Origin of the sequence: Shewanella sp. Shew256 (assembly GCF_002196695.1) — a bacterium.
GTDB lineage: Bacteria > Pseudomonadota > Gammaproteobacteria > Enterobacterales > Shewanellaceae > Shewanella > Shewanella mangrovisoli.
Window position 1 is genome coordinate 25,138 of the sequence record NZ_NAJR01000014.1, and the last position, 14,847, is coordinate 39,984.

The 14,847-nt window shown below is 51.3% G+C and carries 14 protein-coding genes, 1 tRNA gene and 1 pseudogene; 5 read left to right on the plus strand and 11 right to left on the minus strand.

The window, feature by feature from the left end:
* Positions 1 to 193: 193 nt before the first annotated feature.
* A complete protein-coding gene (locus B5P39_RS19890; RefSeq protein ID WP_088212702.1) occupies positions 194 to 835 on the plus strand; it encodes a DUF3157 family protein in 642 nt (213 codons plus the stop codon).
* Between the two features lie 124 nt (positions 836 to 959).
* A complete protein-coding gene (locus tag B5P39_RS19895) occupies positions 960 to 1,949 on the plus strand; it encodes a DUF481 domain-containing protein (protein ID WP_088212703.1) in 990 nt (329 codons plus the stop codon).
* A 2-nt stretch (positions 1,950 to 1,951) separates the two neighbouring features.
* Here B5P39_RS19895 and B5P39_RS19900 read toward each other — a convergent pair whose 3' ends face one another.
* On the minus strand, positions 1,952 to 2,548 hold the full coding sequence (locus B5P39_RS19900) for an MliC family protein (protein WP_374905391.1): 597 nt from the start codon (positions 2,546 to 2,548) through the stop codon (positions 1,952 to 1,954).
* 409 nt (positions 2,549 to 2,957) lie between these two features.
* Here B5P39_RS19900 and B5P39_RS19905 point away from each other — a divergent pair, with 409 nt between their 5' ends.
* The gene (locus B5P39_RS19905) at positions 2,958 to 3,572 is read left to right on the plus strand and encodes a hypothetical protein (RefSeq protein WP_088212705.1); all 615 of its coding nucleotides are present in this window, start codon (positions 2,958 to 2,960) and stop codon (positions 3,570 to 3,572) included.
* A gap of 116 nt (positions 3,573 to 3,688) precedes the next feature.
* The gene (locus tag B5P39_RS19910; protein ID WP_088212706.1) at positions 3,689 to 5,032 is read left to right on the plus strand and encodes a M48 family metallopeptidase; all 1,344 of its coding nucleotides are present in this window, start codon (positions 3,689 to 3,691) and stop codon (positions 5,030 to 5,032) included.
* Between the two features lie 45 nt (positions 5,033 to 5,077).
* Here the strand turns inward: B5P39_RS19910 and B5P39_RS19915 are convergent, their stop codons facing one another.
* The 5 genes from B5P39_RS19915 to fdhD form a co-directional block, all read right to left on the minus strand.
* Positions 5,078 to 5,302 (minus strand): sulfurtransferase TusA family protein, encoded by a 225-nt coding sequence (locus B5P39_RS19915; protein WP_086902895.1) that lies wholly within the window; start codon positions 5,300 to 5,302, stop codon positions 5,078 to 5,080.
* A gap of 20 nt (positions 5,303 to 5,322) precedes the next feature.
* Complete coding sequence (locus B5P39_RS19920; RefSeq protein WP_217895751.1) at positions 5,323 to 6,360, minus strand: YeeE/YedE family protein; 1,038 nt, start codon at positions 6,358 to 6,360, stop codon at positions 5,323 to 5,325.
* Positions 6,361 to 6,370: 10 nt separating this feature from the next.
* Positions 6,371 to 6,604, minus strand: a complete 234-nt coding sequence (yedF, locus tag B5P39_RS19925; protein WP_088212707.1) for a sulfurtransferase-like selenium metabolism protein YedF — start codon at positions 6,602 to 6,604, stop codon at positions 6,371 to 6,373.
* Positions 6,604 to 7,818 (minus strand): selenium metabolism membrane protein YedE/FdhT, encoded by a 1,215-nt coding sequence (gene yedE / locus B5P39_RS19930; RefSeq protein ID WP_011715383.1) that lies wholly within the window; start codon positions 7,816 to 7,818, stop codon positions 6,604 to 6,606. Before yedE ends, yedF begins: the two co-directional genes overlap by 1 nt.
* Positions 7,819 to 7,943: 125 nt before the next feature.
* Positions 7,944 to 8,780, minus strand: coding sequence for a formate dehydrogenase accessory sulfurtransferase FdhD (fdhD, locus tag B5P39_RS19935; RefSeq protein WP_011715382.1), 837 nt, complete (start codon positions 8,778 to 8,780; stop codon positions 7,944 to 7,946).
* Between the two features lie 141 nt (positions 8,781 to 8,921).
* Here fdhD and B5P39_RS24765 point away from each other — a divergent pair.
* Positions 8,922 to 9,016, plus strand: a tRNA-Sec gene (locus B5P39_RS24765).
* A 69-nt stretch (positions 9,017 to 9,085) separates the two neighbouring features.
* Here B5P39_RS24765 and selB read toward each other — a convergent pair.
* The 5 genes and pseudogenes from selB to fdxH all read right to left on the minus strand — a co-directional run.
* Positions 9,086 to 10,909 (minus strand): annotated as a pseudogene (selB, locus tag B5P39_RS25190) (selenocysteine-specific translation elongation factor); the annotation flags it as partial.
* On the minus strand, positions 10,906 to 12,327 hold the full coding sequence (gene selA, locus B5P39_RS19945) for an L-seryl-tRNA(Sec) selenium transferase (RefSeq protein WP_088212709.1): 1,422 nt from the start codon (positions 12,325 to 12,327) through the stop codon (positions 10,906 to 10,908). The pseudogene selB and the gene selA, both read right to left, overlap by 4 nt.
* Positions 12,328 to 12,384: 57 nt before the next feature.
* Entirely contained in the window at positions 12,385 to 13,293 is a 909-nt protein-coding gene (gene fdhE / locus B5P39_RS19950; RefSeq protein ID WP_088212710.1) for a formate dehydrogenase accessory protein FdhE, read from the minus strand.
* A complete protein-coding gene (locus B5P39_RS19955) occupies positions 13,293 to 13,934 on the minus strand; it encodes a formate dehydrogenase subunit gamma (protein ID WP_011620938.1) in 642 nt (213 codons plus the stop codon). The genes fdhE and B5P39_RS19955 overlap by 1 nt, the downstream gene beginning before the upstream one ends.
* Complete coding sequence (gene fdxH, locus B5P39_RS19960; RefSeq protein ID WP_088212711.1) at positions 13,931 to 14,845, minus strand: formate dehydrogenase subunit beta; 915 nt, start codon at positions 14,843 to 14,845, stop codon at positions 13,931 to 13,933. Before fdxH ends, B5P39_RS19955 begins: the two co-directional genes overlap by 4 nt.
* Positions 14,846 to 14,847 lie beyond the last annotated feature (2 nt).

Consider the following 14,847-nt stretch of genomic DNA (forward strand, 5'->3'; position numbering starts at 1 on the left):
TCCTCCTTTAGGTGGCAATATTTAATCCTGTAATAGGTTTGATAGTGCCATAGCTTATAACCACAAGCTGTATTTGTGCTTAAGTAAAATCGACTTTCTTGGTACAAATGCGACTTAGGCAGTGACTTAATAGCAATAAATTGTTTATGTTAGGGCAAAATATTGACTCAGACGGATATCGGAGCCAGAAACCATGCCCAGTTCATTTCGCCTCAGCGCGCTCAGCTCATTATTGCTGCTCTCTTCATCTGTGATGGCCGCCGATGTGGCAACTATCACCCTAGAGAATGGCGCTCAGGTCAGACTCAAAGATGACTTCACTTGGGAATATATCATCACAGAAACCAAAGTCGCGGCAGCGCCAGCGGTTGCCACAGTTGCTGCCCCAACTACCGCGGTGACATCAACCGCAGCGGCCACAGCAGTAGCCAGCAGCACACCCGCCATTGAAGCTGCCCAACCTGTCACCACACTAACCGCAAACGCCATTGCGCGCCCCGAGCTCTTAGGCTCTACCGCTAAAGATGGCATTAAAGTCACCTTCAACGAGAGCCAATGGAAGGGCGATAAACTCGGCCTGACTTTCGAGCTTGCCAGTACTAGCGGTGAGCACGTGACCTTAGTTGAAGTCGAAGCTAGCTTCTTTGCCGACGATGGCACCTTGCTCAAAACCGAAAAACTGGAAGTCTGGGAAGCCATTTTCCGCATGCCAGAAACCTACCTACGTAAAGGCGAGCAACGTAAGAGCCCAGTGATTTGGGTCGAAGGCGTCGATAAAAACCGTTGGCAGAAACAACTGATTAATCTCAAGATCACTGAGATTAACTCGCGCTAATCCGACGAATGAGGTAAGGAATTGGAGTTAGCTTTCAATTCCTTACAAACACAAACGGGTGTTATCAGACGAATAAGCTACAATTGCCAGCATGCCCTTATTCCCCATATGAGCCAGATGCAAGATGCCCAATAGATATTCATCTCTCGCTCTTACACTCTGGCTCTGTGGTGTTAGTCACCATGCCATTGCCGATACGGTATTTCTGAACAATGGCGATAAAATTACCGGTGAGATTAAAGCGCTAGATGAGCAAAATCTGGTAATCAAACCTAGCTACGCCCCCAAAATCACTATCGAACGCAGCGCGGTTCGCAGCTTTGAAACCCGTGAGCAACAGCCCTGGAGCATCAATCGCTCAATCAAAGAGGTAACGGTTCAAGCTTCTGAATTAGATAGCTTTGTGCTGATAGACGATCAGCAGACCCCAATCAGCGAGTTAATCTATTCGGAACTCCTGAGTGACTCGGACTGGCACTACAGCGGCAGTGTAGAGGCCGCCATTGATGTCACCCATAACAGTAAAAACACTCAAAAGCTGCATGCTAAGGGAGATGTGACCGCCGAAACCTTAAACTGGCGTCATAACCTCAAGAGTGAAGTCCGCTACGAGACCGAAGACAAAACCACTAAGCGTAATACCCTCGAAGCCCATTACAGCCTCGACTATTTGATCAGTGACCATTGGTTCCTGCGGCAAGAGGATTATTATCAGGAGGATAAGCTCAACCTCGATATCCGCAGCTACTACGCCGCATTGGGTCCGGGTTATCGTTTTTGGGGTGTCAACCGCAACAAACTCGACTTTGTACTCACCTACAATCACTTCTGGTTAGATTATCAAGTGTTTACTTATGAGCTAAATGCTTGGGCGGCAACCATTAACTACAAGCAATATTGGTTCGACGGCGTGTTAGAGACCTATGCGGATTTGCAAATTGCCTTCCCCGATATTCCCACCATCGAATATATTTCTGACTCGACGTTTGGACTTAAATACCTGCTAACACAACAGATTTACCTCTCATTTAAATACGATATCAATGAGACTAAATCCGCTGTGCAGCATTCGCGGGATATTTCCTACAGCCTAGGTTTAGGGGTTAACTTCTAAATTTACTGAGGTTTTACCACGCAGGTCATTTCTGGCGCTTCGTATCCCCAGACAATTTTGGCTTCGCCATGGTGTTCCCACAGACTCTCGTTGCGCCCTTGATACTTAGCGCCGCTGCCACTGGGCTGAACAAACATCAAGGAAGTTTGATCGCCACGTTCGGCTATCAGAGTGGCAGGCTCAGTCTTAAAGTAACTCACTACTACTTCATTCGCCGGATTACCGTCGCAGGCGTAAAATATCGGCCCGGTCATTTCCACGAGGCGATACTGCGCCTGTAGCTCGGCAATCCGCGTCTGGTAACTCGACTCGACACAGGCGCGTTTATCTTCGCTCTTCCAACATTCATTACGGCCTTTGACCCAGCCCCGCTGCATGGCTTTTAGCATAGGAGGTTGCTCATTCTTTGCCTTATCAGCAGCTTGCGCGTATACCTCGGCGAGTTGCAGGTCGAGCTTAGTCAAGCCCGCATCCTGGCACACCAGCTCTTCGATACTGCCTGCCTGAACCTTGCCACAGTCAAAGGAAGGCTTTTCTGCGGCCATCGCAGGGACACTTAAGGCCACAGCTAAAAGCCCCGCCACACCTACAGTTTGCATATTGATTCTCTTGGTAAATGTCATACCCGTGATTCCCTTTATCTTTTGCCAATGGCTATCTGTTGCCCATAGCTAACGCCACCTTGGCTTAACCTAAGCTGACTTAAGCTCAATCCCCCTCTTGGAGCGAGCAAAAATCAGCACTTAGCCACAAATACCTGCCAATGTTAGCGCTACAAGCTAACGGCTTTGCACAAACTCGAGTAAGTGTAGTGCAGCCACAGACGTTATCCCAAGAGTGTCCACTGAACGGACAATCGCGCGGACACATTTAGAGTCAGAATGCGGACACTTTAGACTCCTCACGCGGACATAACTTTTATCATGCTGATAAATAAAGAATATTTAGTTGGCACATATTCTGCCTAGTCAGTGGGTCATCACACTTATCCCTATACAAGGAAGCATTATGAACACTCACACAAAAGTATTCGGCGGTTTATTGATCCTCGCGCTCATCCCCTGTGGGATTTGGGCAGCCCAACAGGTAAGCACTCAGTCATCTAGCGACACCCAAATCTCGATCAATAGCCGTAACTATCCTGACTTTTCGTGGATTTATGTACGCCAAGATGGCGAGCTCACGATAGGCGCGGGTGAGAGCCAAGATTGGAATAAACTCAAACGCCAAGGCAATGCTTATCAAACCGACTATCTGTGGGTCAAAACCGCAGGAAATAGCTATGTGATTACCGATCCGGCCTTAGTCAATCAAGTAAAAGAGGCGGTGCGCCCAATGCAGATCCAAGGCGAGAAGATGCAGCGTCTGGGTGAACAAATGCAGGTTAAGGGCGATGCCATCAGCGCCGAAACCAGCAAACTCTTAATCAATCTCGCCTCAAGTGAAAAAGATGCTGAGGTTAACGCGCAAATCGAAAGCCTAGGCGCGTCGATGGAAGTGATGGGTAAAGAGATGGAACAACTCGGCGAAGAGCACCAAGCATTAGCCGATGTGGCTGAGAAGCAGGTTTACGAACTGGCGCAAAACGCGATAAAAAATGGCACCGCAGTACTAACACCTTAAGCCATTTTTAGCACTTAAGGGTAAATTATCGGTTATTCCAGTTATAGAGATTGAATTTCCTAGTGAAATTGACTATTTTCACGCCGCTTTGTTATTTCACTAGGAAAAGGATCAACATGGAACAAGCGATTAGCACAGGGAACGACAACCCCATTCAAATGGCCGATACCGTCTATTCGAAAGAAAAGTCACTGTTTGCAATTTTAGCGATTATTTCGGGACTAATTTGGGCCGTGCTGATCTTAGCCACCAAAGGTCTCGCCCTGATTTATGTGCTGATGTTTTTTATCATTTACCTCTTCACCCACTCGGCGTTTATCAGCTACTTAAAGGGTACGGCGGTTGAAATCAGCCCTGAGCAGTTCCCCGATTTACACAAACAATACCTCGCCTGCTGCGAGCGTTTAGAGATTAAAGAACCGCCCCGCGCCTACCTGTTAGCCGCCGATGGCATGCTAAATGCCCTCGCCACCCGCTTTCTGCGTCGTAACTACATAGTGCTGTTCTCATCGATCGTGGATGCACTCGAGTCCGATAAAGATGCCCTTAACTTCTATATCGGCCATGAGCTGGGCCATATTCGCCGTAACCATATTGGTAAAGAGCCGCTGTTAGTGTTCGCCACTTGGCTGCCGTTAGTGGGCGCAGCCTATGCCCGCGCCTGCGAGTACACCTGCGACCTGCACGGTCTGCGTTGCTGCAATAGCCTACGTTCGGCCACCAATGCGGTTGCCGTATTAGCCGCTGGGGTTGAGCAGTGGAAGCGGATGAATGTCGATCAATATATTCGCCAAACCCAAGAGTCGAGCGGATTTTGGATGTCCTTCCATGAGCTTAATAGCAGCTATCCATGGCTGACTAAACGTATGGCAAGAGTACAAGCGACCGCACAAGGCAAAATGTATGCAGCGCCTTCTCGCAGTGTATTCGCCTACCTCTTTAGCCTGTTTATGCCACGTATGGGCACCGCGGGCGGCGGGATTATCATCCTTGCGGCCATTATCGGTGTGGCCGCTGCGGTCGCGATTCCCGCATATAAGGAATACCAAGAGAAAGCGGGCGCAGCCAGCATTAACTATGATGATGCCAACTACGCCACCAGCACCCCGCAAATGGACTCTGAGCCCGCTAACGTGCCCGATGCCGCACTGGCAATCGAGCATATCGATCAGTTACATCAATCATTAGCCCCGATTACCGGGGTGCTGACTCAGTACTACCAAAACCATAAAGCTTGGCCGACCGAGTTAGAGCCGCTAGGTTTTAGCGATGAGCAGCTAACCACCTTTAACCTTTATTCCGAGGGGATTGTTGGTTTTGTTGCCGGCGAAGCCTTAGGAGATTATCAAGATTATGAGGTGTATCTGTCGCCCCAAGTTGACGAGCAAGATAATGTCACTTGGGTATGTAGCAGTAACGGTATTCCCGACGAATATCTACCAGCCGATTGCCAAGGCTAAGATCAAAAAGCGCTGCCAATGCAGCGCTTTTTATTTTAGGACAAATTAACCTTTTTGAATCGTCATTGTCCAAGCAGCATCACCCTTCTGCGCAAAGTGAATAACTTCATGCCCAGCCTCTGCGGCCCAGCGCGGAATATTTTCAGTTGCTTGGCCACAATCGTAATCCAATACCACTTTATCACCGGTCTCAAGATTGGTGATTAAACGTTGCAACTCAATTAAAGGAAAAGGGCATAACTTACCCGTTGTGTCGAGATAGTGTTCCATATACAGCTCCTTTATCGAAATTAAATCTGCGCAAGGCGCATCGGCCTCAGTAGTGCAAAATAGTTAAAGCACCAACTACCCAATAAAATAGCAGGAATAAATAGCCAGCCTTGCCACGACAAATAGGCTGTACCAACCAGTGCGTTACCCAGCATACAGCCACCAGCAAGCCCACTGCCTACTCCCATAAACAAACCACCTACAAACCCAAACAATACGACTTTATGTCCAGGATAGCGCCAGCGCTGCTCAGCACTACCTCGGGCGGCAATGAAGGCACCGGCAAATAGCCCTAAGAGGAAATATCCAGGCCAACTAAAAAACTTAGTGTTGCCTGTGGTGATAAGATCCCATAATTGCGCACTTGGACCACTGATCCCCACGCTACCAACCCGACCGCTCTCAAGGCTGGCTGGCCAAGCCAGCAGCGCTAGCAAACCAATCATTAGAGCTGTTACAAAAGGATGCCAACGCGCCTCAAACAACCAATGAGCTATCCCCGTTTTACGAGGCGCCATTAGCGCTACCGGACGTTTGCGGCGTTTGAGATAACTCAATGCCAACCATAATGTGAGTGAGACGAGAGCAAGCACGATCACCCAAGGGGAAACACCTAAAGTTTGATAGAGGGTTTGATCCTCAAGTTGATGCTGTTTCAAAGGCTTAAGAAGCCCCTTCATCTCATCAAGGCGCACAAATTTACTGGCAACAATAAAACCAAGCACCGCCATCACACTGGCTGCCAATCCTTCGGCTGCACGGTAATAGGCACCAGTAGAGCAACTTCCCGCTGCAGCCATCCCTACACCAAACAATATTCCACCCACTAAGGTGGCCAACCAGGGAAAATGCCCTTCGGGCAATTTAACCCAGCCCCACTCATAGAACAGAAACAGCCCTAAACTTTGGATGCTGATGGCAATCAAAATCGCGATCACCATGGTAAAGTCACGTTGTAGATAGGTATCGCGGATCCCTCCCGCCATACAGAATCTGCCCCTTTGCATCACAAAGCCCATAGCCAAACCAATCCCTAAGCCACTGATGATAGTTAGCATAGCCCTATCCTCAGCGCAGGATCAGATAACGGATCGTTGGCCCATTTTGCTCAATCTCTAGCACTTTATAGCCATGATTCTTGGCATCGAGTGGAATGTTATTGATTGATTGTGGGCAGTCGCTGATCACTTCTAATATCTCCCCCGGTTTCAGCGTTGGCATGGCCTCAAGGGTTGCCACTGCAGGATAAGGGCAAGGCTCGCCCACCATATCGAGTTGATAATCTGGAATATATTGACTCATTAAGCCGCCTCCGCGATCAGTTGTTCATCCCGCTTCGCCTTACGGGCAAAGAAACGTTTTTCCCACAGCAACATGGCCGCAAACGACAGCGCCAGCAGCAGATAGGTCAGCAATAAACCGCCCTTATCACCAAAGCTAGAGAGCAAGTTAACCTTGTCCCAACTTGTGGCTAATGGCTGGGCTAAATCATCCCAGTAATAGGCCAGCAGGGTTGAACCCAGTACGTTACCTAAACCAACCCACCAGAAATGCACTTGGCCTTCGACGGCGCGGTACATCCAACCCGTCTCACATCCGCCCGCCAGTACAATGCCAAAGCCAAACAGCAGGCCACCAATCACCGCATTCGGGCCAGCCCACATAATTTTTGGCGGCACACCTAATTGCACATAGCTATAAATCCCGATGGCACTCACCGCCATACCGAGAATAATCGCCTTGGCCATATGGGTGCGTCCGGTGATCCACATATCGCGAAATGCCGAGGTAAAGCAGATTTGCGCACGCTCAATCAGTAGGCCAAAACCCACACCGCAGAGCATAGCGATACCCAGCTTAGGCGCGTTGAACATCGTCAGTAATCCCCAACCGATAATGGCCGCAAACACTAACATGCCAATGCGAAAACGCCGTCTGGCTTGGTTTTCATCCTGTTTAACCGAAGTCGCCTTATCGACTTTCTTCAATTTCACTGGAATGCGAAACATAGGCAGTAGCGTAAAGCGCGCACCAAAGTAAGAACCCGCCGCCGTCGCCAGAGCAAAAAACCACGCATGTAAGGAAAACTGCGGAATACCAGTGAAGAAGGCCGCTAAGTTACAGCCCATCGCCAAACGCGCACCAAAGCCCGCAATAATGCCGCCAATTAACGCCTGAGCGATGCGGATACGGCTCTGTGGCATACGCAGCTTAACGTTATTCGCCCACAGCGCCGCCGCAATACAACCACCAAACATGCCGATGATCATCATGCCGTCGATGCGGTCTAAGGGAGAGCCCTGTAAACCTATCACTTTGAAATAACCCCAAGTCTCAGGATTAGCACCGACCAGTTGCAGTAAGTGCCCGCCCCAGCGCGTAAATTCCCCCGTAACAGCCCAAAAAGTGCCAGTTAACCCAAAATAGTAAGTAGAAAGGATACCGGCGGCGATAACCGCAGGCATAGGAGCCCAAAAACGGACTAAATATTGTTGTTTAAATTCTTGCCATGTCATGTCATTACCCTAATGAACGAGACTATAAAAAAATAAGCACAAGGCTTATACCCGTTGCCACACAAGCAAGGCACCATCCCTTAAAAATAAGGCGTTAAAGAATCTTAATTGTGTGGCGACACGCTTTAGATGGCTTTCGCTAGACAACCACGATTTACTCCCGATAACCGATAACTATGGGTGTAGAGCGTGGCTCTGCCATTACGGCAAAAACCGATAAGCGTGATGTTGCTTTTCTCTGCTAATTCCAACGCCAGTGAAGTCACGGCGGACATAGCAAACAGAATTTGGATATTGGCACTGGCGGCCTTTTGCACCATTTCAAAACTGGCGCGGCTAGTGAGCAACACAGCGACAGGTCGCTCTGCCTTACGCATTGAAAACCCACCGATTAATTTATCCAGTGCGATGTGCCGGCCTATGTCCTCAAAGGCGGCAATGATTTGTCCTTCCGCATCTAAGCCCATGGCGGCGTGAGTGGCCCCCGTGAGCTTAAAGTGATGTTGATTCTCTTTGATCTGCTCTAAGGCGAGCTGCAGATGATCGATATTAAATCTGGCGTCCGAGTCCACGCGGATAACGGGTTTAACCGCTTCCTCCAACTGCGCCACACCACAAAGGCCACAGCCAGTACGCCCTGCCATATTGCGCCGTTGCTGCTTAAGCTCCATAAAGCATCTTTGGGTGATTTCCACCTGAATGAGCACGCCTTCGGGGGTGAACTCGAGATCCACCCCTTTGATTTCATTCACATGGGAAACAATCCGCTCCGACAGGGTAAAGCCAATGGCGAACTCTTCGAGATTTTCTGGGCTGGCGAGCATTACAGTGTGGGCGATGCCGTTATACACCAGCGCCACTCGCACCTCGTTAGCCACATAATCGGTTAACTCGGATGCCTGCCCCTGCTCTAAAAGGGTCACTTTTCTCTCAGTAACCACTGCGTGTGAATGATATTCCATAGCGACCCTCTAAACTCATTAATTCAAATAAAAACAATTTGTTTGCTAACAAATTTCGACTCAAGTCACAAAGCGACTAACGAAATACGAATGCGCTTGATTCAGGTTTAAGCATTTTCTACTATCGGTTTGTCTTCTATTGGAAGAACGTCGTCTCCGGTGAGGCGTCCGGACTTCAAATCCGGGTAGGGCTGCCAGCAGTCCTGGGTAGGTTCGACTCCTATGTTCTTCCGCCAATTCTCATGGGAATAAAACAGTTCCCCATCCCGGATCTCCCGACTGTTACTGCGATATTTCCTACGGGTAAAACCACTGCGGTCAAAAAACTCCAACAGCTGAATACTGACCTTACGGCCTAGGCCAATCAGGTCCTTAAACTCTGCGGTTTCGAGCTTGCCGTGGATTTCCACATGCGCTCGCACCAGATTGGCGTAGTGGCACAACTGCTCGCTCAGCAGATATCTGTCCTTCACCACGGCGGTAATAAAGCCCTGTTGCACCAATTGAAAGCACAGCAACCTGAGTTTGGCGGGCTCGAGTTCGAGATATTCAACCATCTCAGTCACCCACACGGGCGAGGTTTGCAGCGCCAACCAAGGGGCCAAGCGTTGCCAGCATTGCTGCGCCTCGCTATCGAGGACAATCCTGTGATCCGCCAGCTGCAGCAAGGCGCCGCGCAGCACCATCAGCCCTTCTTGGCAGAGACTGTCGAGCACCTTATTAGCAAGCTCGCTGGGCAATACGCTGTGGCTCATGCGTTGCAGGCGATTACGCCCCAGCCCTAATTGGTCGGGATGCTGTTGGTGATACTCACGTAACAGATCGATAAACTGCTGTTTTTCTTGCTCAAGTAACTGAGTCGATAGCCCATAGGCTCCGAGGCGAGTCAGCCCCGCCTGCGCCAGCATGGCAGCCAGCCCTTCATCGGTTAGCTGCCAGCGCCAACGGATTTCATCGATACTGAGCGCCTCACTCTGACCGAGTAGCGCCAGCACATTCACTGGGTTGGAGAGCTGGGCCAGCTGTTGCAACTTGCTGACACGCTCCGGCGTGCGCTTCTTACGATTGGGGACTTTTAATGCCAGCACTCGCCCAGCGCCCAGCGTTTGCTTGCCGCCAATATGCCTGAGCACTATTGGGTCGTCCTGACATAGCAGCAATGGCTTATCGAGCACAATTTCGGCCAGATAACGCCCCAGCTCATCGGCTTCATCCAGAAGCGATACTCGCCCTAGGGTATGGTCGGCGCCGTGGTGACAATGCACATTTTGCCAATGGGTTAAGGGTTCGAAACTGCGAATTTGCACTACGGGTCTGCCGCACAGCTCAGCCTGAGGCAGGCTGCTTAACCAGTCACCGCGGGCGGGCGCCCTATGGTTATCAACGCCAGTAAGATTTAAGGCGATCCGAGTGCCACTTAAGGCTCTGTGGACTTCCATCCCTTGGCAATGAATGCCGCGCACCCGTAATTTCGCTTTTTGCCCAGAGCTGTAGAGGCTATCGCCTATACACACACTGCCGCTAATCACAGTGCCAGTGACCACACAGCCAGCACCTTTAACGCTAAAGGCGCGATCGAGCGTCATCCTAAAGCTGCTGGCATCTTCCGGTTGGGTCGATTGCTGCTCGGCAATATCCAAAATATGTTGTTTAAGGGTGTCTAACCCCGCATCGCCTGCATCATTCGCACAGACCTCAAACACACCACTGGCCTCGATACCGTATTCGGCAAGCAGCGCTTTTCCTTCTAGAGTCAACTTGGCGGCGGTTTGGTCATCGACCAGATCCCGTTTGGTCAGCACTAAGGTCAAACTATTGAGCGGTAACAGCGCGAGGATTTGCAGATGCTCGCGGGTTTGCGGCATCACGCCGTCGTCACAGGCCAACACCAGCAGCGCGTGGCGCACATGGCTCACGCCCACCAGCATGTTATTGATAAATTTTTCGTGGCCAGGCACATCGATAAAGGCTAAGCGAGTACCATCCCGCAGTGGCATAAAGGCGTAACCGAGATCGATGGTCATGCCACGGCGTTTTTCTTCGGGGAGCCTGTCAGTGTTCATACCCGTCAAGGCACGGATCAGCGTGCTCTTGCCGTGGTCGACATGGCCAGCGGTGACCGTAATCATAGCTGCACACCTAAGGTGCTGAGTTCGGCTAACAATTCGGCCTCATCATCGATACCGCGCAGGTCGAGACGAAGTTGATCTTGGGTCATACGGCCAATCACAGGCCGCTGCGCCTGCTTAAAATGCTGCTCGAGCAACGTTAAACTGCCGCCCTCTTGCGCGTTAAAGCACAGGGCGATTGAAGGTAAAAAGGTGTCTGGCTGCGAGCCGCTGCCGACTTGGGTCTGGCACTCCACTAATTCAATGCCATAGCTCGGGGCAAACAGCGGCGCTAAGGCGCGCTGTAACCGCTCACCGATTTGGCGCAACTCAGCTTGGCTGCGGGCAAATTTAGCCATAATCGGCAGTTCCCGATCCAAGGTTTCGGGGTTGAGATAGTGGATCAGCGTAGCCTCAAGCGCCGCGAGAATCAGCTTGTCGCAACGCAATGCACGCTTTAGTGGATGACTTTGAAGCTTATTAATTAGCGCCTGTTTGCCGACAATCAATCCTGATTGCGGGCCGCCAAGAAGTTTATCGCCGGAAAAGCTAACCAAATCGACCCCATCCGCCAGCATAGCTTGGGGTGTTGGCTCTTGTTTTAGGCCAAAACGGCGTAAGTCGGTGAGTGAACCACTGCCAAGATCCGAGATCAGCGCGACCCCACGCTCGCGGCAGAGTTGGCCCAATCTGGCCTCATCCACCGAGGCAGTAAAACCACTGATATGGTAGTTACTGGTGTGCACCTTCATGATGGCGGCGGTATTTTCGGTTATCGCCTGCTCATAGTCCTTGAGGTGAGTACGATTAGTGCTGCCGACTTCCACTAAGGTGCAGCCCGCTTGGCGCATAATGTCTGGAATGCGAAAGGCGCCGCCGATTTCCACCAGCTCGCCGCGGGAGACGATCACTTCTTTGCCCGCCGCGACCGCCGACAACATCAGCAGCACAGCGGCGGCGTTGTTATTCACCACGCAGCAGGCTTCAGCTCCTGTTAGGCGCTGGATTAATCCACTAATGGCATTATCTCGATGGCCGCGCTCACCGGCGGCTAATTCAAACTCCAGCGGCGTGGGATATCGCATCACAGAGGTCACCGCCCGAATGGCCGCCTCAGACTGCTGGGCACGGCCAAGATTGGTATGCAGGATGGTTCCCGTGAGATTCCACACGGGCTTAAGACTATGGCTATAGTCCTTAGACAATTGATCAACCAAATATCCGCTCAGTAACGACGGATTAGCACACCAAGCGGGTAAACGTCGCTCCTGAGCAATCAGCTCACGCGCCGTGCGTAACTGGCTATCCAGCGCCGCTTTTACTGCCGCTTTACCATAGCGTTGCAGCAAAGGGGCTAACGCCGCATCGGCGAGCAGGCTGTCCATCGACGGCAGTGCGCGGTACAGGGCTTGGGGTGTATCGGGTACTTGGGTCATCATTTGTATCATCTTGATAAATATAAGGGGAAGGACTCGACGAGCCCTTCCCGACTTTGGTTATTGCTCAGTTTCGTGGGCCAGTAGCAATGGATTGACCGTGGTCGCTCCAAAGCCCTTGGTATTTAGCTCACTGTCGAGCATCAGGGTCGCTAAGTCGTCGGCCGCCACATCCATCAGCGGTGACTTTTCGACGAACAGCATCTTGGTGTAACCATGGCATTCGTCGCAGCTCTCGATACGCACCTGCGCCTTGGCATCATCAAATGACCAGAGCGTCGTCCCTTTATCCTGACCGCAGCTAGTGCAATGGGCGCGAATGTAGTGCCATTCGCTCTCGCACAAACTGCAATGCAGATAACGCAGACCCGCTCGCGGCTGGTCAACGATCACGCTCGCCACGGGATGACAGCCGCAAATTGGGCATAGGTTCTGCTGCACGACTTTGCGTTGATCAATCCGTTTAATCACCATAGGTGCCCAATGGGACCAGTAGACCCCCATCGCCGCCCAGATAAACAAACTGAAGCGCGCGGGCACTTCGCTCATATGTCCCTGACGCAGTGCACTGCCCCAGGAGGTGAGTTGCTCTGGGGATTGCTGCATCAACAAACGCAGCACTCGCGCCATATCCTCATCCACCTGCGGCAGCAGATCGCTTAACAGTTGTTGTAGCAGTCCTTGCCAGTAGCTATCTGCCTCTGAACCCAAGTGGGAAAGCGGAATCGCTTCATCTTTCCCCCAAGCGAGAAGCTGACCGAAGTCAGCCTCCGCCGCCAATCTGGCCTGAATCGCAACCACACGGCGGCATAGCTCAAAGTAGTCGGCCAGCGGCGAGTCCTTGGCCAACGACAACAAACGCTGCGCCCGTCTGTGATACACAGTTTTAGGGTCCACCGCCTTTAAGGGTTTAAGCTCCAGCGGCGATTCGCTGCCGGGGACCATAGGTATCTCGGCTGTATGACTCATTAATGTTTCTCCACGTCCGAATGTTCATCCAACATCAGCGGATGATGTTTACGGCACCAAGCCTTTGAGACCTTGCCGTAAAGCATGCCTGTGATAGAACCTTCCACCCAGGTCGCCATCCAAAAGTGCACCATCACAAACATCAGCATGATCAGAGCACAAATGGCATGCAGCACGATCGCCCAGCCCACTACAGTGGCCGAGAAGTAAGGTGCAAAGTAGGGTTGCCACATGATGAATCCCGTCACGGTTAAGGTGATAGACGTCAGCACAAAGGCACGGAACAGCACTTTTTGGCCAGGGTTGTAATGGCCGATAGGCGGGATTTTGTCCTCGTTCTCGAACATCACGTCCTTGATGGCGAGCATCCAAGCCAGATCGTGTTTTTCCCATTTGTTGTGGTGGTAATAACGCACCAACATCAACATCAGCGGTAAACACATCATCAGGCCGGCAATTGGGTGAATAAACTTCGCCAATTGCGGCGTGCCCGCTATCGCGCCCAACCATTGGAAGGAGGGATAGAAGAAGGAAAAGCCCGTCAGAAAGGTGACTAGCCCCACGGCCACAATGAACCAATGACAGATGCGGTCGAACAGTTTGTGACGCACTACCATTTCTTGCTTGTTATGCTTGCTCATTTCTTGGCCTCCTCTTCCGCTTGCGCCTTGTCCTCTGGCGGCTGATAGCCGGGTTGGTCCTCTTCCACTATGTTGCGACCGACGGTGATCTTATGCAGGCAGGCCACAGCCGCCGTCGCAAGAAGTCCGACAGTACCCAGTGGTTTCACCCAGTCCTGCCACAGGGTGACAGATAATGGGATTTGCGGATCCTTTGGCATTTCGTAGGTTTCAGGCTGAGTAACATCGTGCAATATCATCAGCATGCCTGTGCCACCGACACCTTCAGGGTTGTAGAGTCCCGCCTTAGCAAAACCACGTTCTTTCAGCTCGTTAACACGCTTTTCTGAGTAGAACAGCATGTCTTCGCGCGTGCCAAAACGCAGCGCACCCGTGGTACAGGACTTAACGCAGGAAGGCTCCAGCCCAACAGCCAAGCGGTCAGAGCACATAGTGCACTTGTAGGCTTTGTTGTCGACGGCGCTGATCTTCGGGATATCGAATGGACAGGCACTGGCACAATAGCCGCAGCCAATACATTTGTCCGAATCGAAATCCACAGTGCCATTGGCATGTTGAATAATCGCGCCAGAGGTAGAGCAGGCCTTTAAGCAGGCGGGATCCGCACAGTGCATACAAGCACTGTGGGTAAACTGCCAACGTAATTTGCCTTGGTCTTCGATCTCGTTGTACTTCATCAGGGTCCAGCACTCTGGCGACAGAGATGCTGGGTTTTGATAAGTCCCTTGGAACGAACCCACCTCTTCACGCAGGTCATTCCATTCAGAGCAAGCGACCTGACAGGCTTTACAACCATTACACTTAGTCGCGTCAAACAGCTTCGCAATTTGCTTCACGCCACCGACTCTCGCCTGTGCAGGAGGAGTCGCTTGCGAAGTGCCGGAACGTTGAATGATATCTTGAGTCGCCATTA